The sequence below is a fragment of the Arthrobacter sp. Y3224055 genome (genome assembly GCF_059090825.1).
The window spans coordinates 910925-932785 of record NZ_JBNHGB010000001.1; the positions used below are offsets into that span (position 1 = coordinate 910925).

The following is a 21861-nucleotide window of genomic DNA, read 5'->3' on the forward strand; positions in this document are numbered from 1 at the left end:
TCGGGACTGATTAATGTAACGGGGACAAGACCGTGCCCATCGAACTAGGGCGGCACATAGATGCGCTCGAAGGTCACAATTCGGCCCAACCCGGGACGGCCCGTTCGCGTGGGAAGAACGTTCGGCGCGAACCGGTACATTGATCCGAAATCTGTGCAATATTTCATCGGGTGGCAACCGAGTGGGTTGCATCACATGGATCATGGCAGCTAAAGGAGGCGGTATGAACGAGATCGAGCGCAATTCCTTCTGGGACGTCGCACGTCGGAGTCCGGATACATTGGCGCTGGTCGAGGCGGATTCCGCGCGTAGCCTGACATTCGGAGAGCTCCTGTCGTCTACGAACCGGATCGCACGCCTTCTCCGATCATCTGGGGCGGATGTGCCCGGCACGGTGGTGTTGGTCGCGTTGGACAACTCGATTGAGTTTTACGAGACGTATCTCGCGTGCCTACAGTCGGGACTTTACTTTGTGCCTGTCAGCGTCAAGAGCTCGCCGAACGACCTGCGGTGGATCATCGAAGACAGCAAGCCCAAGGTGATCGTGGCGAGTGTTGCGCACGATGCTTTGCGGCGTGCTGTGAAGGATGTGGGCCTCGAGACGGCTCTGTTCGCGACGGAACCGCAAGTCGAAGGGTTCCAATCGCTGGTCGAGGCGACCGAGCTGCAAAGTGACGAGCCGCTCACGGATGCCATCGCCGGCAGCAGGCTCCTTTACACGGGTGGCACCACAGGCAAGCCCAAGGGCGTCCGCTTCCCGCTGCCGACCGTGCCCATCGAACAGGCGTCCCAGCGTCTGGTCGATATCTGGGGAGATCGCATCGGCTATAGTCACGCTTCTGGTCCTCACTTGGTCAGCTGCCCCCTGTATCACGGGTTGGCGCTTGCGATGTCGTCTATCGCATTGCACTTGGGACACACCGTGGTGATCCTGAAGCATTGGACGCCTGGGAACTGGTTGGCTGCCATTGAAGCGCACACGATCGCCACGACCGCGCTGGTGCCGACGATGCTGGCGAGGATGCAGCGGATGGACGCGGCCGAGCGATCAGGCTACGCCGTTTCGAGCCTGCAGTCGGTGGTGCACAGTGGAGCGCCTTGCCCGCCGGCCTTGAAGGAATGGCTGCTCGAGTGGCTGGGCGACGTCGTCTACGAGTTCTACGGTGCGAGCGAGGCGATCGGCACCGCGATCACGCCTGCCGAGTGGAGCCGTCACCGCGGTTCGGTCGGGCGACCACTGGCTGGCGCCGACGTCAGGATCGTGGACTCCGAAGGCTGTGAGGTGCCCGCACACACCATCGGCGAAGTGTTGATCAAGAGTGCATACGCGCAGGCGACATTCACCGGATCCGCGTCGGTTCGCCCGGGGTTTCCCAGCTGGCCGGGTTACGCCTCGGCAGGGGACATCGGGTATCTCAATGATGAAGGTTTCCTATACCTGACTGATCGGGTGGCCGATGTCATCGTCTCGGGTGGTGTGAATGTCTACACGGCGCGCGTCGAGGCGGCGCTGGCGACCCATCCCGACGTCAAATTTGTCGCAGTGATCGGTGAGCTCGACGCGGACTGGGGCGAGCGCGTGGTTGCGGTCATCGAGCCCAGTCACGAGAGCATGCCGAAGGATCTACAGGACCGCCTTGAGAGCCTGGCCCGCGACACACTGGCCCCGGCGGACCGCCCGAAGGAGTACCGGTTTGTGGAAGCAATGCCGCTGACACAGGCAGGAAAGATCGACAAGAACGCATTGAGGCATTCGCGGACAGCAGTCACGGCCGTGTCCTGACGGACCTCCGACTCAGATCCGAACAACATCGAAAGGAACATCAGTGGACATTTCCAGAAGCAATAAGCAGACCTGGCTCCGCAACTTGGCAGGGGTTGCTGGACCGCTTGCCATCTGCTTCGCGCTAACGGCCTGTGCTGGCTCGATCGGGCAGGCGCAGGATACCGGCGTTGCAAGCGGCGACGGCGTCAGCCCTCGGGCGGATTTCGCCGAGTATCAGGATGCGCTCGCGGACATGCCTGAGACCACCTTGAAGTACCAGGTCTCGGCCTCGTCGCCGAAGACGCTCTCCGCTCGCAGGGACACCGTTTTCAAGGAGAACGTCGAGGAGGCCTCGGGCGGGAAAATCACCATCGAGTTGGTGTACGGCCAGGCGATTGCCGGCTATGACGAACTGGATGATGCGTTGGCCGATGGGCGCGTCGACATCGCCTACGCGCTGCCGATCTACGATCCGACGCACTACCCGATCTACAGTGCATTCGTAGCAGGGACGAGTCTTGCCCGAACCTCACCGCAGGCACAGGAACTCGCCATCAACGCCGCCATGCTGGAGGTTGCCTGGAACTCCGACGAGCTCATCGAGGAGTTTGAGTCCAAGGGCCAGCACGTGCTGATCCCATTCAACGCCGACGACACGGTCTTCGCCATGTGCGCTGATCCTGGTGCCACAGCTTCCGATTGGCGTGGACGCCAGATTCGTGTGTCTTCGGCTTCTCAGCTCGAGCAGCTCAGTGCAATGAACACCAGCCCGGTGTCGATGCCCTTCCCTGAGATTTACGAGGCGCTGCAGCGCGGAGCAATCGACTGCACGACCATGACTGCCATGCAGGCGGGATCCAATGGCCTCTTTGAGGTCGCTCCTTACCTCTCGTACTCCCCGGATGCCAGTCTCTCCCGTGGTGCAGGTGCGTTCGTTGCTGGGAGCAGCTTCGACAAGCTGCCTCTGGCCGCCCAGCAACTGATCTTCGATCAGATGACCGAGGTGTTCATGACTTCTCGCCTGTCTGGTCTCCAGGGGAACGCCGATGCCTCCCAGTATGCGACGGAGAACGGCGGGGAGATCGTATCGTTCGACGACGAAAGCGCTAAAATCCTCGCCGACGTTTCCGCTGGCATTATTGACGGCCAGATCGCGCAGGGCGTGGTCCCCAATGGCTTCTCAACCGAGGTTCTGGATTCGTTGGATAGGTGGCGGGCCGTTGTCGAAGAGATGGGACTCAGCGACGAGGGGTCGTTCGCCGACTATGCCGAGTGGCACGACCCTGAGCTGGACCTGCTGCCGTTCTCTGAGCGGGTCTATGAAGAGATCATGCTCGACCACCGGCCGAGCTGATCTGTTCGGGCATTCAACTGATGAAACACATAATCAAAGGTGACGTCTGATGGTGAAACTCAGAAAAGGGCTGGACAGCGCTATTTCGATCATGGCGGCCATCGCGTTGATTGTCATGATGATTCAAGTGATCGCTAACGCGCTATTGCGTTACGTCTTGAACGCACCGATCCATGGCACGCACGAGATCGTCGAGTTCTGGTACCTGCCGATTATCGTCCTGCTTGGCATCCCGGCAGCCCAGATGCAGAACGAGCACATAACTGTCACGCTGCTGACTGAGCGGATGACCGCGTCGAGTGCTGCGGTGTTCAAGGTGTTTGCAAGCGTGTTGGCATTCTTGTTGAGCGTCGGGTTCGCCTGGTTCGGGTTCGGGAGGGCATTGGAGCACACCGAGGTGGGGGCGACTGCCGGGGTCACCGGCATCATCACCTATCCGATTTACTTCCTTGTACCCGTGTGTTTCATCCTGCTCGCAGTCCTTTACGTCCTCGAGATGGTCGTGATCATGCGTACAGACGAGCCGGAGATCGATCTCACGACCGGTAAGCGGGCGGAAACTACCCGATCCGTGGATCCCATCTTCCCTGCTGAGAGCTGAGAGGAACGCTCTGATGACCCCTGAAACCATTGAAACTGTTGTCCGAAAGGAAGCGCCCGAGGTGTCGCGCATCGCCCGCCGACGACGACCGGGTCTCATTCCGCTCGCCGTCGGTTTCGGGCTGATTGCCGTGTGCCTCGTTGGACTCTTCACCAGCCCGTCGGTTGCCGTGGCCGGAGTGTGGTGCGTGGCGATGATGCTCGTGCTGTTGTTCCTGTCCGTGCCGGTTGCGGTGGCCTTGGGCGTGCCGAGCGTGATCGGCGTATACACGATCGCCGGCGTCCCCGCCGCCGTCAACGTCCTGGCCGTATCCCCGTTCAATGCAGCGTCGAGCTGGTCGATGAGTGTGCTGCCGATGTTCATCTTCATGGGCATGCTGCTGTCGCAATCAGGGCTGACCAGCCGGATCTATCGCGCCACCGACCGGTGGTTCTCCTGGCTGCCAGGTGGCATCGGCATCGGCACCACGGTTGCCGGAGCGGGCCTCGCCTCGGTGTCAGGGTCGACTATCGGGATGACGTACGCGCTAGGACGGGCCGGCATCCCCGAGATGCTCCGTGCAGGTTACGACAAGAGGATGGCGATCGGCACGGTGATCGTCGCCGGTTTGCCAGGTGCACTCATTCCGCCGTCAGTCCTACTTGTCATCTACGCCGGCGTCGCCGGCGTTCCCGTCGGCCCGCAGCTGGTAGCTGGAGTGGTGCCCGGCGTGCTCATCGCGGTGACGTTCTCGCTTTTCATTCTGTGCATCAGCATCTTCGCTCCCAAGCTCGTGGGCCGGGGCGGGCAGAACGTTGTCGAGCGTGCGCCGGTGACATGGCGCCAGAAATTCCAGTCCCTCGGTGAGATCTGGGGACTCCCGCTGATCATGGTCGTCCTCTTCGGAGGCATGTTCTCGGGCATCTTCACGCCCACAGAGGCCGGTGCCGCAGCGGCCTTGGTAGCGCTCCTGCTGACGCTGTACTACACACGGAAGGAGAACCCGATGGGCAAGGTCGCGCAGTCCGCGATCTCGACCATCGGAGCGTCCGCTGCGATCTTCTTCATCTTGATCGGCGCCGAAATGCTGACCAAGCTGTTGTCCATCACAGGTCTCGCGTCGATGCTGACCGACTTCCTTACCGGCCTCGGCCTAGGCCGCGTTGCCTTCCTTCTGGTGCTCGTCATCGCCTACATCATCATGGGCATGTTCTTCGATACTCTGGCGATGCTGTTGCTCACGGTGCCGGTTCTTCTTCCGACCCTCGAGGCAATGGAGATCAGCCCGCTGTGGTTCGGAGTCTTCGTCATCCTCCTTTGCGAGATCGGGATGCTCACCCCACCGGTCGGCATCCTCTCCTACATCGTCCATAACATAGCGAAGGACCCCCAGGTCAATCTCGGGCAGACCATTCGACTCAACGACATCTTCGTTTCGCTGCTGTGGTTCCTACCGACCGCGGTGCTGTTCCTGGTCCTCATGATCGCAGTCCCTCAGATGACCGAATGGCTGCCCGCCTTGCTCGAGCAGACTTCGGGGGGCGGTGCCCGATGAGCGACCGTCCGCCGCCTTCCCTACCATTCAGGAGACTCTGGCATGAGATGACGGGTTCGCGACGCTGCCTTCCGTTTGCTGCAGGAGCATGGATTCGACCCGCATTCTCTCCAATCCAGCCTCCATTGAGGTTGATCTCCTCGCCGACTTCCCCACGTCCATGCAATTAGCTCTGCGTTATTCACCGAGCGGCAATGGGTGACATTGCCCGGTTGAACTCAGCTCGCTCTTAGACCACCGAGCCATCACTCTCGGTGTCAATTCCACTATTTACCGGAACAACTCTCGAATTGAGGAATTATGGATCGCTCGACCTCCGTCGCGGTATGCGGCGCCGGCCTCGGCGGCTTAGTGGCCGCCACGGCACTCAGTCAGCGCGGCTACGATGTGACCCTGTACGAGCAGGCTGTACAGCTGGCCGAAGTCGGCGCGGGTCTGCAGCTGAGCGCAAACGCTGTTCGCGTTATGGACGTTCTCGGGATCAAAGAAAAGCTCGTCGCTCAGGCGTCGATTCCATCAGGCAAGCGGGTCCGTTTATGGAACACTGGTCAGTCGTGGAAGCTGTTCGACCTCGGGCCTGCATCTGAGAGCAAGTACGGAAACCCGTACCTGCTGCTCCATCGCGCAGATCTTCATGCAGTCCTGGTGGACGCCTTCGAGGAAGCGGCTCCCGGCCGGCTTCGTCTCGGACACCGGCTCGAGAGCTTCGAGCAGGACGCAGATGGTGTCACGTTGCGATTCGCCGATGGCTCTGAGGCGCGAACCGATCTTCTCATCGGTGCGGACGGCGTGCATTCGACCGTGCGAAAGCAGCTGTTCGGCGCCGGTGATGCCGATTTTTCCGGCTGCATGGCGTGGCGGGGAGTGGTACCCGCCCAGCGTTTGCCGGAGCACATGCGCGTTCAGGTAGGGACCAACTGGATCGGTCCCCATGGGCATGTGATCCAGTACCCGCTCCGTGGCGGGGAGCTGATGAACTTCGTCGGTATCGTGGAACGCGACGATTGGACCATCGAGTCCTGGAACGTACCCGGGACGGTCAACGAATGCCTGGCGGACTACGAAGGATGGCATGAGGACGTTCTCACATTGATTCGCGCGATCGACACGCCGATGAAGTGGGCGTTGAATCTCCGCCCGATAATGATGTCATGGAGCGATGGGAGGGCCACGCTGTTGGGCGATGCGTGCCACGCGGCGCTGCCATTCCTCGCACAGGGTGCCTGCATGGCGGTGGAGGATGGCTTGGTCCTCGCTCGTGCCATCGAGGCATATGACAGCCCCGCCGAGGCGTTCAGCCGGTACGAAGAGGCCCGCGTCGAGCGCACCGGCGCGGTGGTACGCGCGGCGGCGGCCAATGCCGACCGCTTCCACAATCCGGTGCTCTCGGACCCCCTTTGCGCGGAGGACTACGTCGAAGCGGAGTGGTCACAGCGGAAGGTTTCGGACCGCTACGATTGGTTGTTCTCTTACGACGCCCTCGAGGTGGCAGTGTGATGATGGCCTTCGCTCTTCCCATCCGAACGCACCGGTCACAACAGCGTGCCGGCGATATTGCCGGCGGCGACTTTCAAGCGCGTGACCAGTTCCGGGACCTGTCTCTCCGACAGCCGGACACTGGGAGCTGCGATGGCCAGGGCGGCGATCGGCTCGTGGGCACGGTTCACGATCGGGACGGCTACTCCGTGCAGTTCTGGGGCGCTCTCCCCGAAGTTCGTCGCGTAGCGGAGCCGCCGTGCTTCGAGCAACACAGTGGCGAGAGTCGCGGCCCGAGTGATCGTCGCCGGCGTAACAGGAACCGGGCCGTTGGGGAAGAGCTTGATGACCCTGTCCGGATCCATGAACGACAGCAGCACTTTGCCTGCGGCTGTGGCGTTCGCCGGGAGAGCAGTTCCCAAGCGGGAAGTGACTCGCACGACGTTGGCGCTTTCGACGCCGTCGACGACCCGGGTGTGATTGCCTTCGAGGACGTGCAGCGTGACCGTCTCACCGCACGCGTCGCGCAGAGCTTCCATCGGGATACGTGCCTTGCGGCGCACGTCGAGGTCTCCGACCGCGGCCAGGCCGAGATCGAAAAGCGCCGGCCCGATGCGGTAGCCGCGCTTGACGCGATCGCGTTGGATGAAGCCCTCTTCCTCAAGGGTGGTGAAGATTCTATGCGCAGTCGACTTGCCGAGACCGAGCTCTTCACCCGCCTCAGTGACACCGATCCACGTCCGCGATCGCAGCAATTGGAGAAGACGCATCGCGTTGCGGACGGACTGGACACCGTACGGGTTGGGCATCGGTTCTCTGCCTTGTCTTTGAAAGGTGACTACGAATTGTTGGGTCCCTTGCCCGTCCCTATCGCCCGACGACCGCTTCACCTGGCGTCGGCCTTTCGGAACACACAAGAACGAGGAGAAGGACCAGAATGATGAACAACACGCTAAGTATCGCAGATCGTGTCATCGTGATCACCGGAGCGGGACGCGGGCTTGGGCGTGAGTACGCGCTCCTCGCGGCCTCACGCGGGGCGTCCGTCGTGGTCAATGACCTGGGTGGTGCAGGCGAATCGGCCGCAGAAGCGGTTGTGGAGGAGATCCGAGCCGCCGGCGCCTCTGCAGTGGCGCACGAGGGGGACATCGCCACTGCGGAAGGTGCGGATTCGCTCCTGACGACTGCGCTTGAGGCGTTCGGGCGCGCGGATGTCGTTGTAAACAACGCAGGCATCATTCGTGACCGGATGCTGGTCAACATGTCGGACGAAGAGTGGGACTCCATTATGAAGGTGCACCTGCGAGGTCACTTCTGCGTCTCCCGCGCATTTGCGGCACATTGGCGGGCAGAGAGCAAGGCGAACCGGAAGTCCGATCGGGCTCTCATCAGCACGAGCAGCATCTCTGGCCTGAAGGGAGTCATCGGGCAGGTTAACTACGCCACCGCCAAGGCGGCGCTGGCGACCTTTGCGCAGCTTTGCCACCGCGAGCTCCATGAAAACTACGGGGTCCGTTGCTACGCGCTCGCGCCAGGGGCGCGGACCCAGCTGACCCTCAGCACGCCACATGCGGCGAAGACCGTTGGTCGCGATGTCAGTGAAGGTGGATTCGATTACTGGCACCCCGCGAACGTCGCGCCCGTCATCTCGTGGCTGGCTGATCCCTCCTGCGGTGCCCCGTCAGGCTCCGTGCTCGGAGTCGAGGGTGACACGCTTGAGATCTTCCGTGGCTGGCATGTCAGCGGGAAGGTCGCTGCTGGTCGGCGGTGGACCCCCGAGGATTTCGCATCGCTTGAGCCTTGGATCGCCGACGCTGTCACGCCGATTCCCTCGCCCGAGGCGGTCACTCTGGAGGAAGCATCTCGATTTGAGGGGGTGTCACGATGAGTGAGCCACAGCTGAACGTATTAGGCCCGATCACGATCACTGATCTGGTGCAGTACTCGGGTGCAAGCGGAGACCTGAACCCCCTGCACCATAACGTCGAGTTCGCCCAATCGGCCGGCTACACCGCGCCGGTCGTGATGGGGGCGTATCCTGCGGGTTGGGCGATCACGCGGCTGACCGACACGTTCGAGTCGGGGCCGCTGTCGATTCAGGTCGCGTACCGTCGCCCGGCGCTCATGGACGAATCGCTGTCACTTGAGGGGACGGAGAACGGCGGTGTGCTGACCCGAGGGGGTGCCCAGATCACGGAGATTCGCATCCAGCCAGAAGCGGTTCTCCCCATTCACGGCGAGGATACTGGTATTCCGCCGCATGATTTCGCCATCGAGAGGGGCGCCGTGCGCGAGTTCCGCCGTGCGTTGAAGGTTGAGGATCCTTGGGATGTTCGTGCTCCTGGTTCATTCCTAGTCACGGTGGGACGTTGGCGCCCGGGTGGCGGCAGTGCCGTGCGTGCACTGGGATTCGACTATCGGCGGATGCTTCACGCCCGCAGCACGTTCACCTACGTAGACGGTCCGCTTCGGGTCGGGGACGAGCTGGAAGTCACCGAGCATCGGGGTCCGCGCAAGACTCGGGAGCGGCGAAACGGCGACGTTCTCAACGTCGCCACCCTCTCCTGGACGATGCGGGACGAGCGAGGTGTGCGCGCATGTATGGAGTACGAGATGGTGGAGCTGCCGGCGGCTCGGTCGTGAGTGCGTCCGGCCTTCGCGGAGCACACGACCCCGAGACCGGCGATTACTTCTTCCCCGCGCGCGAGCTCAGCGTCGACGGAACGCTGCGCACCCTGACCACCGTCGACCTGCCCGACTCTGGGCGCCTGGCGGAGTTCGTCGAGATGGGTGAGAAGGCATACGGCTACGTGGATTTCGAAAACGGCGTACGGGTGATGAGCGAGCTCGGCGCCGGTCCACACGAGATCGGAGCTGCCTACGTGCTTGCTGAGTTGGAGACACGGAGGTTTGATCGTGCGTGAGGTTTTCGTGGCCGGATCGGCCGTTTCTCAGGTCAGGAAGTACCCAGCAGGAAGCGGTCGCGGCGTGGTGCGAGATACCGCAGTGGACGCCCTTACGGAAGCCGGCATCGACTTTACCGCGGTGGATGGAGTGTGGGCGGGTGTCGCCCTTGGGGCGAGTCCTCGAGCGGTGTTCGTCGCGAAGGAGCTCGGCTTGACCGGCGTACCGGTGCAGCAGGTTGTGAATGCATCGGCCAGCGGCCTCGCCGCCGTTCATGAGGCCAAGCTCGCGATTCAATCAGGTGAACACGACATCGCCTTGGTGCTCGGCTATGACATCCCCGATTTCGAGACCACCGCAGAAGAGTCGATCAAGCGACAGGGGTTCCTCCCTCCTCCCGCCCTCTTCGGTCTGTGGGCATCGGAGCGAATGCGTGAATTCGGCACGACGGCAGACGGTTTCGCGGCCATCGCGGCGAAGAACTGGAACTATGCGAGGAGTAATCCGGCGGCCGCGCGACAGGCCGATCACGTGGTGACATCTGAGGAGATCCTCGCGAGCCGGGTCATTGCCGGCCCGCTCACCTCGAAGATGTGCACGCCATGGGGCGATGGCGCGGGCGCGCTGGTTCTCGCCTCGGCAGAAGGGCTTGAGCGGCTTCAGCCCAATGGTCCGGTGGCTCGACTGGCATCGTCCGTGCTGCAGAGTGAGGTCTATGGCGAGCAGCACACGTTCGAAGGTGCCGTCGTAGGGCCGCGGGAGATCACCGCACGCACTACCCGGCTCGCACTCGAACGAGCCTCGACCACGCTCGAGGAGGTGGACGTGGTGCAGGTCCACGATGCGTTCGCCAACGAAGAGCTGGAGTACATTGAACTCCTCGGATTCGCTGAGCCCGGAGGCGCCGATGCGTTGGTCATGGCGGGGGCGTTCGGGCCCGGATCCCGCGAATTGACGGGGTTGCCTGAGTTCTCGACTGATGGTGGGCTCCTGGCCCGCGGGCACGCCAGTGGGGCGTCCGGAATTGCCCAGATCCACGAGACGGTCAGGCGGTTCGCCACCACACAGGACCGTGTGGGCCTGTGCCACCTGCTCGGTGCCGGATCGGTGTGCGTGGTGCAAGTGTTGGTCCGCCACACCTGATCAGCGGCGGACCAGAAAGGAATGCGATGAACGCGATGACATATAATACTGAGACGATGCTTCAAGGCATCCGCGTGCTCGATTTCACAGAGCTGTACCCGGGGCCCCTGGCGACTCAACTGTTGGCCGATCTCGGCGCCGAGGTGATCAAAGTCGAGCGGCCCACGGGCGACCCCATGCGCCTTTCGTCGCCGTTGATCGGCGATTCGTCAGCGCTGTTCCAGTCGCTCAATCGTGGTAAGCGTTCTGTGGTTCTGAACCTGCGCTCGGCATCGGGCGTTAAACTCGCGCGGAAACTGGCCAGCACTGTTGACGTCGTAATCGAGTCCTACCGACCAGGGATCGCGGATCGCCTCGGCATCGGATACGAAGCGCTGCGCGTCGAGCATCGTGAACTCGTTTATGCGTCGCTGAGTGGGTTCGGCCCGCTCAGCGATCGTCCCGCCGCCGGAGCGCACGACATCAACGCCATCGGGCTTTCGGGCTTGGCGGCGGTTGGAGCGGACGGCGCCCCGTCGCATTCGTCTGCTCTGGTTGCAGACACTGTGCTCGCGGCGTTGACTTCGACGGCAATTCTCGGGGCGCTCCATGGGGTTCGAAAGTACGGTGAAGGCCGTCATCTGAACCTGTCATTGCTGGACGCCGCGTTGTGGACCGCAGGAAGCCAACGTTCCGTCGCGGCCGCTGGAAGCGACGTGGGCATGGGTGCGCGTGCGACCAATGGCGCCCATGCCGGATACGGATACTACACATGCGCAGATGGGCTCTGGCTTGCTGTGGGGAGTCTCGAACCTCACCTCTGGGAGAAGCTTGTTGATGCGCTTGGCTTGCCCCATCTTGCCGACGCCGCCAGGACCAGTCATGCTGAACTCACGGAGGTGTTCGCCCGAGAATCTCGCTCACACTGGCTTGAACTGCTGGAGCCCTTGGACGTCTGTGTCACGCCCGTACTTGATCATCGCGACGTCCTTTCCGGGGCGGCCGGACTTGACGTCGATCAGAACATCCAGGCGCCCCTGACCGTGGACGGTGTGCGCCCTCAATCGGAGCGCGAAGCCCCCGCCCAGGCAGGGCAGGACACACTGGACGTGCTTCGAGCCGCCGGAGTCTCCGAACGCATCATCTCCCAGGCCGTGGCCGATGAGGGGATCAGCACTGCATTGCTTGCAACGTCACACGAATCGGAGCGATCTCGGTGAACGCCGCCGGTCACCCAACGTCGGATGACTTGGAGGGAGGGAACACACATGATCGTCATGCAAGTCGCCGTTCCTCTCGTTCCTGTACGTCCTTTCCATGGGACGCACACGTTGCGTACCCCCCCCCCCCGCATCGTGTGCATGAGGGCCCGCATGCCGTGGACATGTGTCGAGCGCGTGAGCTCGGCAAGAGCCCCAAGACGATCCGGCGGGCGCTGCGCGACGAGTACGGCAGGCTGCCGTTCAAGGGCGACCGCTGGGGCGCTCTCATACCGTCCCTCCCCGCAATAATCGCGAAGGGCACACACCAAAGGTAAACGAAATGATCATGACAGAGCCCGTGTCGCAACGTTTCAAGCGCCTGGGTCAGGTCTGTCCGACCGGGAGATGGATATGCGCGCGACTTCAGTGTCCACCCTTGACTCTGCCACCAATGCCCTTCGACTGCTCAAGTTGCTGGGGTCCCGGAAGGTGATGACGGCTGCCGAGGTGAGCCATGAGCTCGGAGTGGGCAAGTCAACGGCGCACCGTCTCCTCATGACCTTGCTGTCGCAGGACTTCGCCACGCGAGATCCGGAAGGCCGGCGGTACTACGCGGGCCAGGCAGCCGTCTCGGCCGGGCTCTCTTCGATATGGGACTTCGACCTGCGCCAGCGCACCTCCAAGCCCCTGAACCGTCTCGCCGAGTTCATCGGTCAAACGGTCATGCTCCAAGTGCTCGATGGCCCGTTCGCCCGCGTCCTGGACGTCGGGACCACCTCTTCCACTTTGCGTCTCGGAACGGCGCTCGGTGAGCTTCTTCCCGCAAATGCCACGGCGGCGGGGAAGATGCTTCTCTGCCAGCACACCGAGGATATGCTGCGTGCCCGGTTCGGGCGGCGCTTGCCGGCGCTGACGGACTCCACCATCGTCGACTGGAGCTACTTAAGCGTCGAACTCCAGGCTATCCGCAAGCAAGGCTGGGCCACCAGTCAGGGTGAATCGACGGCGTACATCAATGGCCTGGCGGTACCGGTCCTCGATGGCCGAGGCAAGACCATCGGCGCGATCGCAGTCGCGGGCCCGGAAGCGCAGATGACCCGCCCTGTGCAGATGGAGATGCTCGGTCACCTCGTGTCCGTGGCCCGGCACATCTCCCCAGTCATGGAGACCCCGCCCCCCGGACTGGGGAACAAACCCGATCGGACCAAGACGGTACGCGGCAAGCAGCGAGCTGACAGCGTCCTGCCTCGCTAGGTTGTCCGTTAATCTGTGGACGCAGCGGAAGGGATTGCATCCAGCAGTATGCCCGCCGAGGAAGGGCGTGGCGTATTTGTCCTGCGCGTGGCGATACCGCGCCAGTGCTTGAGCCGGTTGAAGCCGCCTTCGATGGTGTTGCGTTTCTTGTAGATGCCGGGGTTGAATGCTGTCGGGCGTCCGCTGGCTGGGCCTTGGGCTTTGCGGCGATGGACTTGGTCAGTCCGTTCCCGGATGCTGTGCCCCTAAGGCTGTGCAGGTGGACGGGTGGGAATAGGACTTGTCGGCCAGCAGGCCGAACAGGATTCACCACTGTGGTCATTCCACGCCCGGCCCTGCGATAGGGATCAGTCCGTAGAACAAGTTCCAGCACGGACCGCAATTCATCCGAATGGCCCCGTAAACGAACCATCCGTCCAGCTTGAAACAAAAGGCGGATTCATTCCGAATGCCGTTGCGAACATGTGCCTCAGAATCCTAATTTGATCCTCCGGCGTCATCCGCTGCACGGGAGCCACCACTGAGAGTGCGGCGACGACCTGGCGGTCGCGACCCAGGACCGGCACCGCGAGGGCGCTGAGTTCGGGATTGGCCTCGCCGACGCTCGATGCCCAACCTCGTTCCCGGACTAAACGGAGTTCGTCCATGAGGGCGTCCCAGTCGCTGATTGAACTCTCCGTCTGGGAAGGCAGAGTCCCGTTAAAGCGGTTGTTCAGGGCCTCCAGCGACTCTCCAACCAAGAGCACCTTGCCGCCAGCGGTTGTGTTGGCAGGCAGCAGCTGACCCATGGTTTCTCCCACACGACCACTGTGATTACCGTCCGCGGTCTGGACGATTCGTGTGTACTGGCCATCGAGCACCAACAACTTCACCGATTCCTTAACCTGTTCCGCCAAGGCCGTCAGGGGGAATTTCACACTGCTTCTCCGTCGGATGTCATCCAGCGCCGACAGCCCAAGTTCGACAAGGGCCCGCCCGGGGTGATACCGGCGGTGGACCGGGTCTCTCAGAGCAAAGCCCTCCGCCACCAGCGTCGAAAGCAAGCGGTGCGCCGTGGACTTGGCAACCCCGAGCTCGCGGCTCACGTTAGTCACGGTCACCGCTCGATGGATACGCAACAGGGCCACCACGCGGAGTGCATTTGCCGCAGAGTCGAGGGCATAGGCGTAGGGGTCTGGCATCACTTCTCCGTTCACCGAATAGTACCAAGCGCCAGGGAACTGGCGGTGCGCGCGTAGTCGGGTATTCCATTCGTCATATGCGCTTCCTTATCCGGGCTGGTCAAGGCAACCTGACTGGCAGGGAAGAGGGTGCAACTGGAGGTGTCACATACGGACCTCGCGGTACTCCACCACCGTGGGCTCGCTCTCGGTGGTGGAGTACCGACCCGCCCGCATCACTCCCCGATCATGCCCAAGGAGGCGTGGCCCTTCAGCAGGTTCCGGGCGATGGTGCGTCGCTGAATCTCGTCGGTGCCCTCGAAGATGCGCCAGACGCGGACGTTGCGGTACCAGCGCTCAATGGGGAGCTCCTTGGCGTAGCCCATGCCACCGTGGATTTGCAAAACCCGATCAACCACCTGGTTGGCCATGACTGATCCGTGGAGCTTGGCAATCGACGTACTGTGACGTGCATCCATGCCCTGCTGCGAACGCCAAGCAGCATACAGGGTAAGCCACTTCGTCGACTCGATCTCGACCTGACTGTCAGCGATCTGCCACTGGATGGCCTGATAGTCAGCGATCGCGTTGCCCATGGACTTGCGGACCTTCGCATAATCGATCGCCATGTCCAGCAGACGCTCAGCCGCGCCGACGGCCTTGGACGGGATCACGTACCGCTTCTGGCCGATCCAGTTCAGGGCCACCTTCATGCCGCCACCAGGCTCTCCCAGGAGGTTGCGGTGGGGGACGCGGACGTTATCGAAGCTCAGGCCCGCTGCGGCCCAGTCTCCCATCAGTGCGATGGGGGAGGACGTCCACCCCATGTCCCTGTCCACGAGGAAGGCTGTGACGCCGTCATCGGTATTCGCGAATAAGATACAGAAGTCGGCGTCGGCGCCGCCGCTGATGAAGGTCTTTTCTCCGTTGATGACCCAGTCATCGCCCTCGCGGCGCGCCGTGGTCCGTAGGTTAGTGGCGTCGGAGCCAGCGTCCGGCTCGGTGATCGCAAAGCACGCCTTTCGCGCGCCCTCGATGACGGGAAAGAGGTAAGCCTCCTTCTGCTCGTCCGTGCAGTCGAACAGAATGTTGTCAGCGGCACCACCGAACTGGAATGGGACAAAGGTACGGCCGAGTTCCATTTCGATGATGGAATGCATGACCTGGCCGAGCTCGATGCCGCCGTAGTCCTCGGGTGTAGTAATGCCCCAGAAACCGAATGACTTGGCCTGGTCCTGAAGTGCCTTCAGGGTCCCCGGATCCAGTGACGGCCTGCCGGCAATCTCATTTTGAAGGACGTCATGCTCGAGGGGTTTCAGCTCGCGGTCAACAAACAAGCGCACTGTATCGCGTACTGCGCGCTCTTCTTCTGAGAGGGAGAAGTCGATCATTAGTGCTCCAGTGACAAAGATGGGGTGGGATCAGCGCGGCAGCCGGTCAGAGACCGAGCAACCTGACCGCGTTGGCCTTCAGGAGTCCGGGTCGGACCTCGTCTCGGATACCGACTACGTCGAGGTCCTTGAACCAGCGATCGGGGGTGAGCAACGGGAAGTCACTGCCGAAGAGGACCTTATCCCGCAGCAGCGTGTTGGCATACTGCACTAGGTTCGGCGGGAAGTACTTGGGTGACCAGCCGGACAGGTCGATGTACACCTGTGGCTTGTGGACTGCCACCGCCAGCGCCTCGTCCTGCCACGGGAACGACGGGTGGGCGAGAACGATGGGCATGTCGGGGAAGTCCACGGCGACGTCATCGACATGGATGGGGTTGGAGTACTTCAGGCGGATCCCACCTCCGCCACGGGCGCCTGCGCCCGCACCGCTCTGACCCGTGTGGAACAGGGCTGGCACGCCATGGGCATTGAGGACCTCATACAGCGGGTAGGCCTTGCGATCGTTGGGAAAGAAGCCCTGGACGTTGGAATGGAACTTGAAACCGCGGACCCCGCCCTCGACGATCAACCGTTCGGCGAGCTGCACTCCCTCTTCGCCTCGATCCGGATGCACGCTAGCAAACGGAATAACGACGTCACTATTCTCCGCTGCAAGCTGGATAATCTCCTCATTGGAGACCTTCTGGTCCGGGTGCTCCGGTCCTTTGTCAACGGTGAAGGCCACGGCTGCCATGTTCCGTTCCCGGTAGTATGCAGCCAATTCTGGAAGAGTCCCCGATCCAGTGCCCGATTCTCTTTTGAAGTATGTGGCCATCTGGTCTTTTCGCTCATCAGCGGTATGTTCTCCGCTTTCGGATGAGGTTTCGACATGGGTATGCATGTCAATAGCCACGATTTTCTCTAGGTCAATCCTCGGTGCGTAGATAGTCACCAGGCGGCCCCCTGTCTTGTGTCGAGATCGCTGAAGGTGTGGCCCGTCCGGGCGAGTTCGAGCAATAGGGGCGCAGGCTCCCACCACGCGCCGTTCAGCTCGTGGAGTCTTTTGATGTCAGCGGCGATGTCGGCCAGCCCTACTTGGTCGGCCCAGTACATTGGACCTCCGACGGTGGCCGGGAAGCCGTAGCCGGTGACATAGACGGCGTCGATGTCGCTAGGGCGGTCGGCGGTTCCCTGGCCCAGCAGCCAAGCCGCTCGGTTGACTAACGCATAGAGACACCGTGCAAGGATTTCATCGTCACAGACATGGCGGCGTTCGATACCGATGCGGGCTGAATATTCTGTGATGGCCCGCTCCATCTCGGGATCCGTAACTGGGGTCCGGGAACCCTTCTCGTATCGATACCAGCCTGCGCCGGTTTTCTGTCCCAAGCGTCCCATGTCGACTGCGAGAAATTGCAGATCGGAGTACCTCCGGTCAGTCGGTCGAGTCGTGATGGCTGCACGGCGGGCGTCGATTCCGATATCCAGACCTGCCATGTCGCCGACCCGGAATACTCCCATGGCGAATCCAAATGATTCCAGGACGCGATCGACATCCTTTGGAAAGGAGCCTTCTTCTACCAGGAAATTTGTCTGCCGCATATAGTCAGCGAGCATGGCATTACCGATAAATCCCGGAGTATTCGCCGCCTTAACGGGGATCTTGCCGAGAAGGGCTCCGAGCTTCATAACCGTGGCAAGTGATTCCGAAGAGGTCTTCTTGCCCGGTATGACCTCGAGTAACCGCATCACATTGGCGGGGCTGAAGAAGTGCGTGCCGATGACCTGTTCTGGGCGAGATGTGGCACTCGCGATCGCGTCGATGTCCAGTCCGGACGTGTTCGTGCCCAACAGGGCGCCGGAATCGGCGTGAACATCGAGAGCAGCAAAGACTTCCCGCTTGAGTGCGAGGTCCTCGAAGACAGCCTCAATGATCACGTTGGCGGTACCTAGGGCGGAATACGAGGTTGCCCCGTGGATGAGCGCGATGCGCTGCTCGGCTTCAGACTGACTGAGTCGACCACGACTCACGCTGTGTTCATAGTTAGTGCGGATCCGGCTGATGCCCCGTTGGACTGTCTCCTCTGAACGGTCAATCAGAGTGACGGGGACTCCGATATTGGCGAATGCCATAGCAATTCCACCACCCATCGTGCCCGCGCCGACGACACCGGCGTGTTCAGGTCTCCAGCCGGTCTGGATCTCTGAAAAGTCGTTGGCCTTGGCTGCGCCTTGCTGGACGGCTTCCGCATGAGCAGCGGCCGCGCCACTGTCAATCACTGGAGATAGGTTGGCACGAAGCCAGTCTGGCCGCTCAGCCTTCATCTTTCGATCACCTCCGTCTCGGCTCCGCCGTCCGACAGCGAGAGCAGGACATCGAGGGCCACGACGCCGTCGGGACGAGCAAGCAGGGGATTGATGTCTAGTTCGTGGATGTCAGGTCGGGCGATCATAAGCTGCCCAATCTTGGCCACGACCTCGGCGATGGACTCCAAATCAAGTGCGGCGCGGCCACGAAACTCACCCAGCAGCTTCGAAGAACGCAGCTGATGCAGCTCGGTGATGATCTCGTCGACGGTGAGGTCGGGTGGTAATAGCCGGACGTCGTTGAGCGCCTCGACCCAGATGCCGCCGAGGCCCACAACCACAACCGGTCCCCAGGATGGATGGCGGCTGGCACCGACCATCAGCTCCAGACCGCCACTAGCCATCTCCTCGATGAGGATCCCATCGATGCTTCCGAGACGCTCGGTGAGATCGGCATACACTTCACGCAGGTTCTGATCATCCTGGATTCCCAGTACGACGCCACCCGACTCGGTCTTGTGCTTCAGTGCCGCGGACTGCACTTTGGCCACGACTGGATAGCCGATCTCTTGAGCGATCGAGAGAGCTTCTACCATGCTGGTCGCCAGCCCGCCCTGTGGCACCGGGACCCCCAGTCTGGACATTAGGGCCTTACCTGCCCATTCGACCTGAACTTCCTGGCCGAAATCGAGCATGGAGGTGGGCAGGTTGGGCTTGACGGCAACTGCTGCGGATTCCACAGCCTGCGCGTAGTGGTTGATCGCGGCGACGGCTCGAATTAGTCGTTCAGGCGAGGTGGAGATAACAATCCCGTGGGCAGCGGCGTAATCCCGAAGTGCTTCGGGAACGGGAGTGACATCGGCAAAGAGGCCGATCAAAACTGACTTTCTGCTGCCCTCGGCCGCGCGCACGATATTCCGCAACATGATCTCGTTGTTTTCCGGTGTAGCGAAGGGAACGCCGACGACGACCGATCTAATGCGAGGATCATCGAGCAGAGCCCTTACGCCGTCGTAGTACAGTTCCGGGTCGACGGTGATGAGCGTGCCAAGGTCTAACGGATTCGACGCGGGCATATAGGACGGCAATCGTTCACTCAGTCTGGTGGCGATTTCGGGCGATAGTGGCGGCACCTTGATGCCCAGCGACGATGCTTCGTCCAGCGCAATAGCACAGAAGGCTCCCGAAGTGGTCGCAAAGCCGATCCCGCCTGCAGATGGATGTGGATTACGTGTCAGTATCTCCGATACGTCCATCAATTCGTCTAGAGATTCGACGACGCAGGCACCCGCTCGGGTCGCCAGAGCCTTCATGACCCCATAGTCGGCAGCCAGTGCACCGGTATGCGATGCCGCGGCCTGCTGGCCTCGTTCACTACGGCCGGTATGAGTCATTACGACATTCTTGCCCTGTGCTCGGCAGGCTTGCACTGCGGCAACGAAGGCTTCTGGATCGCGAACGTCCTCGACGTACATGACGATGCCTCCCGTTGAAGGATCATCGGCCAGGTAGTCGAGATAGTCGGCGAGAGTCAGACTTGCTTCGTTCCCAGTGGAAATGGCGTAGGACACCGGCACCTTGCGTGCTTTGAGGCCCGATGCGACCAACGCCATGATGCCGCCGCTTTGTGCAAGGACAGCGATGGCACCGTTTGATCCCTGGGGGAGTAGAGGCAATGGTGAGCCCCCCGGCAGAAAAACAGTGCGCAAGCCCTGGACGTAGTTGTTGTAACCGATGCAGTTCGGACCGGCCAACCGGATGCCTGTGTTGTCGGCGACGGCTGCGATCTCGGCTTGAAGAGCACGGCCCTCCTCACCGAGTTCGGCGAAGCCGGACGCATAGACGATGCCGGCGCTGACGTTGCGTTCCGCTAGTTCCCGGATCGCGCTAGGCACGGCTGGCGCGGGAAGCGCGATGAGGGCCAGGTCGACGTTCTCGGGCAGGTCGGAGATAGCAGTCAGAACTGGCCGTCCGTTGATCTCCCCTCCGCTGCGCCCTACGAGGTGGATGTCCCCGGAGAATCCGCACAGTTCCAGATGCGAGAGCAGGTTGCCGCCGGGGGCGCCAGGCTTGCTTGACATACCAATAATGGCGATCGATTTCGGCTTGAGCAGTTTGGAGACGGTGTTGGTCTTCATAGCAAGGCTCATGTGAATTGTTCCTCCGGGAAACAGTTGTTGGTCTCGGGGCGGGCAAGGGGCGTGGCCTTCTTCTCTACGAAATCCGTAAGCCTCGAGTGCGAGGAGGGCGAGACCGAGCTGCGTGCTACGAGGGTTTCGAAGAAGAGGCCGTCGTCGTAGGTCAGGTCGTTGATCCGGCTCAGACCTTGCGTAATGGCCCAGTTGGACTCCGGCGTATTGCCGGCGATCTTGGATGCGAGTTCACACGCCTTTTCCAGTGCCGTACCGTTTCCGACGACGTACTGAATTAGATTCTGCTCAAGTGCTTCGGCGGCCGAGAGGATGCGACCGGTCAGCATCATGTCGGTCATCCGAGCCGTCCCCAACAGGCGCTGGATGCGGACGGAACCACCGGCGCCGACGAAAATGCCGCGCTGTGCTTCAGGCAGCCCGAAGAAGGACGACTGGTCCGCAACCCGCAAATGGGCGGAGGCTGCCACCTCGAGGCCTGCGCCGATGACGGCTCCGGTCAGGGCCGTCACCACTGGGATAGGGCCGCGCTGGATCTTGTTGAATGCGACATGCGGCGGATGCTGGCCGATCTGCAGCTTGCGTGAAGGGTCCTTCGCGATGGACTCACGGATCTGGGCAAGGTCTAGGCCCGCCGAGAAGTGCTCACCAACACCGTAGATGACGGCGACCCGTGCTTCCATGCCTGCCCGCTCGACGGCATTCCCGAGCTCGACGAACATGGCATTGTGCAGAGCATTCCTCTTTTGCGGGCGATTGATCCCGACCAGTGCGATCTCACCGTCCAGCTCGTAGATGATTTCGGAATCTGTCATCACGCTCTCCATCTGCTCGTCGTGCACTGAGGTAGTAGTTGGCATTGCGGTGGGCCGCCAACGTAGTCTCAGCGCGGGAACGTCCACCCTTTATTCGTCTTCAGTCAGGTTATGTGGACCGCTGACAGGACAACCAGTCGGATCGGATTGTTCCTCTACGTGGGAAGGGCTTCCGCTGCCGCCCACCGGGGTTAGCTTCCAGCCTCGGCCTGCCCCATGTCTTGCGTCAGGTCAGCGGGGAAGGGACGGAAAAGTCAGAGCTGCGCCGGGCCGGAGTGTAGTGATACCGACGAAGACCACCATTCCTGACAAAGCCTTTGTATTCGTGTGCCTGCCGCAGGGCGGAGAGGAGCGCGTCAAGCGGAACCGTGGCCCCTGCAGTCAAGGAGATGGCCGACGCCGCCGTTGGCTTCATCGAGGCGATGGGGCTGACCGAGGTTGACCTCGTGGGTTTCTCCCTGAGTTGGCTAACCTGGGTGTCGCCATCGACCCATCCACCGCCGATCAGAGGCCGGGGTTGATGCAGTCGGCCAATAACGACGAACTAAACTGCAGGATCGAGGACCTGCGGAAACTGCACATCAGCGCAGATGGCGCGGCTGGCCTGCCTTCGCAGCGGTGACCTGGGCCCGATCCGCCCATGGAGGAGACCTAAGCCTTGATCCACCGACAACCGATCGGTGGATCAAGGCTTAGGTCTCTGTCCACGATCAATTTAAGAGCAGTAACTCCGGACAGGCTCGATGCCTTTCTCGCCAGTCCATCAGTAGATCAACCGAAGTTCCAGACAAGCAGCAGAGCCGGCCTTCGACCAATGACATAGCCAGGATCGTTATCCTCCCGA

Annotated in this window: 18 protein-coding genes and 1 pseudogene; 11 read left to right on the forward strand and 8 right to left on the reverse strand. The window is 61.7% G+C overall.

Going from position 1 to position 21861, the window contains the following annotated elements; all coding sequences use genetic code 11:
- The first annotated feature begins 223 nt into the window (after nucleotides 1-223).
- The 5 genes from AC5RTY_RS04390 (at nucleotide 224) to AC5RTY_RS04410 (ending at nucleotide 6751) form a co-directional block, all read left to right on the forward strand.
- Entirely contained in the window at nucleotides 224-1783 is a 1560-nt protein-coding gene (locus AC5RTY_RS04390; RefSeq protein ID WP_494139045.1) for an AMP-binding protein, read from the forward strand.
- A 43-nt stretch (nucleotides 1784-1826) separates the two neighbouring features.
- Nucleotides 1827-3119, forward strand: coding sequence for a type 2 periplasmic-binding domain-containing protein (locus AC5RTY_RS04395; RefSeq protein WP_494139046.1), 1293 nt, complete (start codon nucleotides 1827-1829; stop codon nucleotides 3117-3119).
- A gap of 49 nt (nucleotides 3120-3168) precedes the next feature.
- Nucleotides 3169-3720, forward strand: coding sequence for a TRAP transporter small permease (locus AC5RTY_RS04400; RefSeq protein ID WP_494139047.1), 552 nt, complete (start codon nucleotides 3169-3171; stop codon nucleotides 3718-3720).
- Nucleotides 3721-3733: 13 nt separating this feature from the next.
- Entirely contained in the window at nucleotides 3734-5254 is a 1521-nt protein-coding gene (locus AC5RTY_RS04405) for a TRAP transporter large permease (protein WP_494139048.1), read from the forward strand.
- Nucleotides 5255-5554: 300 nt separating this feature from the next.
- Nucleotides 5555-6751 carry an FAD-dependent monooxygenase gene (locus AC5RTY_RS04410; RefSeq protein ID WP_494139049.1) on the forward strand — a complete coding sequence of 399 codons (1197 nt, stop codon included), beginning with the start codon at nucleotides 5555-5557 and terminating at the stop codon, nucleotides 6749-6751.
- 35 nt (nucleotides 6752-6786) lie between these two features.
- Here the strand turns inward: AC5RTY_RS04410 and AC5RTY_RS04415 are convergent, their stop codons facing one another.
- Nucleotides 6787-7539, reverse strand: coding sequence for an IclR family transcriptional regulator (locus AC5RTY_RS04415; RefSeq protein WP_494139050.1), 753 nt, complete (start codon nucleotides 7537-7539; stop codon nucleotides 6787-6789).
- Nucleotides 7540-7667: 128 nt separating this feature from the next.
- On the opposite strand from AC5RTY_RS04415, the gene AC5RTY_RS04420 reads away from it, so the two are divergent.
- The 6 genes from AC5RTY_RS04420 (at nucleotide 7668) to AC5RTY_RS04445 (ending at nucleotide 13212) form a co-directional block, all read left to right on the forward strand.
- Complete coding sequence (locus tag AC5RTY_RS04420) at nucleotides 7668-8618, forward strand: SDR family NAD(P)-dependent oxidoreductase (RefSeq protein ID WP_494139051.1); 951 nt, start codon at nucleotides 7668-7670, stop codon at nucleotides 8616-8618.
- Nucleotides 8615-9373: an FAS1-like dehydratase domain-containing protein gene (locus AC5RTY_RS04425; RefSeq protein WP_494139052.1), complete on the forward strand. Its 759-nt coding sequence runs from the start codon at nucleotides 8615-8617 to the stop codon at nucleotides 9371-9373. Before AC5RTY_RS04420 ends, AC5RTY_RS04425 begins: the two co-directional genes overlap by 4 nt.
- Nucleotides 9370-9654, forward strand: a complete 285-nt coding sequence (locus AC5RTY_RS04430) for a PhlB family protein (protein WP_494139053.1) — start codon at nucleotides 9370-9372, stop codon at nucleotides 9652-9654. Before AC5RTY_RS04425 ends, AC5RTY_RS04430 begins: the two co-directional genes overlap by 4 nt.
- Nucleotides 9647-10777, forward strand: a complete 1131-nt coding sequence (locus AC5RTY_RS04435) for a thiolase family protein (protein ID WP_494139054.1) — start codon at nucleotides 9647-9649, stop codon at nucleotides 10775-10777. Before AC5RTY_RS04430 ends, AC5RTY_RS04435 begins: the two co-directional genes overlap by 8 nt.
- A 26-nt stretch (nucleotides 10778-10803) precedes the next feature.
- On the forward strand, nucleotides 10804-11976 hold the full coding sequence (locus AC5RTY_RS04440) for a CaiB/BaiF CoA transferase family protein (RefSeq protein WP_494139055.1): 1173 nt from the start codon (nucleotides 10804-10806) through the stop codon (nucleotides 11974-11976).
- 393 nt (nucleotides 11977-12369) lie between these two features.
- Entirely contained in the window at nucleotides 12370-13212 is an 843-nt protein-coding gene (locus AC5RTY_RS04445) for an IclR family transcriptional regulator (RefSeq protein WP_494139056.1), read from the forward strand.
- 36 nt (nucleotides 13213-13248) lie between these two features.
- Here AC5RTY_RS04445 and AC5RTY_RS04450 read toward each other — a convergent pair.
- From AC5RTY_RS04450 to AC5RTY_RS04480, 7 genes and pseudogenes are all read right to left on the reverse strand, one after another.
- Nucleotides 13249-13512, reverse strand: a pseudogene (locus AC5RTY_RS04450) (IS5-like element ISMt1 family transposase); the annotation flags it as partial.
- A gap of 83 nt (nucleotides 13513-13595) precedes the next feature.
- Complete coding sequence (locus AC5RTY_RS04455) at nucleotides 13596-14393, reverse strand: IclR family transcriptional regulator (RefSeq protein WP_494139057.1); 798 nt, start codon at nucleotides 14391-14393, stop codon at nucleotides 13596-13598.
- 215 nt (nucleotides 14394-14608) lie between these two features.
- On the reverse strand, nucleotides 14609-15763 hold the full coding sequence (locus AC5RTY_RS04460; RefSeq protein WP_494139058.1) for an acyl-CoA dehydrogenase family protein: 1155 nt from the start codon (nucleotides 15761-15763) through the stop codon (nucleotides 14609-14611).
- A 46-nt stretch (nucleotides 15764-15809) separates the two neighbouring features.
- Nucleotides 15810-16658: an amidohydrolase family protein gene (locus AC5RTY_RS04465; RefSeq protein WP_494139059.1), complete on the reverse strand. Its 849-nt coding sequence runs from the start codon at nucleotides 16656-16658 to the stop codon at nucleotides 15810-15812.
- Between the two features lie 35 nt (nucleotides 16659-16693).
- Nucleotides 16694-18070 (reverse strand): 3-hydroxyacyl-CoA dehydrogenase, encoded by a 1377-nt coding sequence (locus AC5RTY_RS04470; RefSeq protein ID WP_494139060.1) that lies wholly within the window; start codon nucleotides 18068-18070, stop codon nucleotides 16694-16696.
- Nucleotides 18067-20202, reverse strand: a complete 2136-nt coding sequence (locus AC5RTY_RS04475; RefSeq protein ID WP_494139061.1) for an acetate--CoA ligase family protein — start codon at nucleotides 20200-20202, stop codon at nucleotides 18067-18069. The genes AC5RTY_RS04470 and AC5RTY_RS04475 overlap by 4 nt, the downstream gene beginning before the upstream one ends.
- Nucleotides 20199-21044: a crotonase/enoyl-CoA hydratase family protein gene (locus AC5RTY_RS04480; protein WP_494139062.1), complete on the reverse strand. Its 846-nt coding sequence runs from the start codon at nucleotides 21042-21044 to the stop codon at nucleotides 20199-20201. The genes AC5RTY_RS04475 and AC5RTY_RS04480 overlap by 4 nt, the downstream gene beginning before the upstream one ends.
- Nucleotides 21045-21861 lie beyond the last annotated feature (817 nt).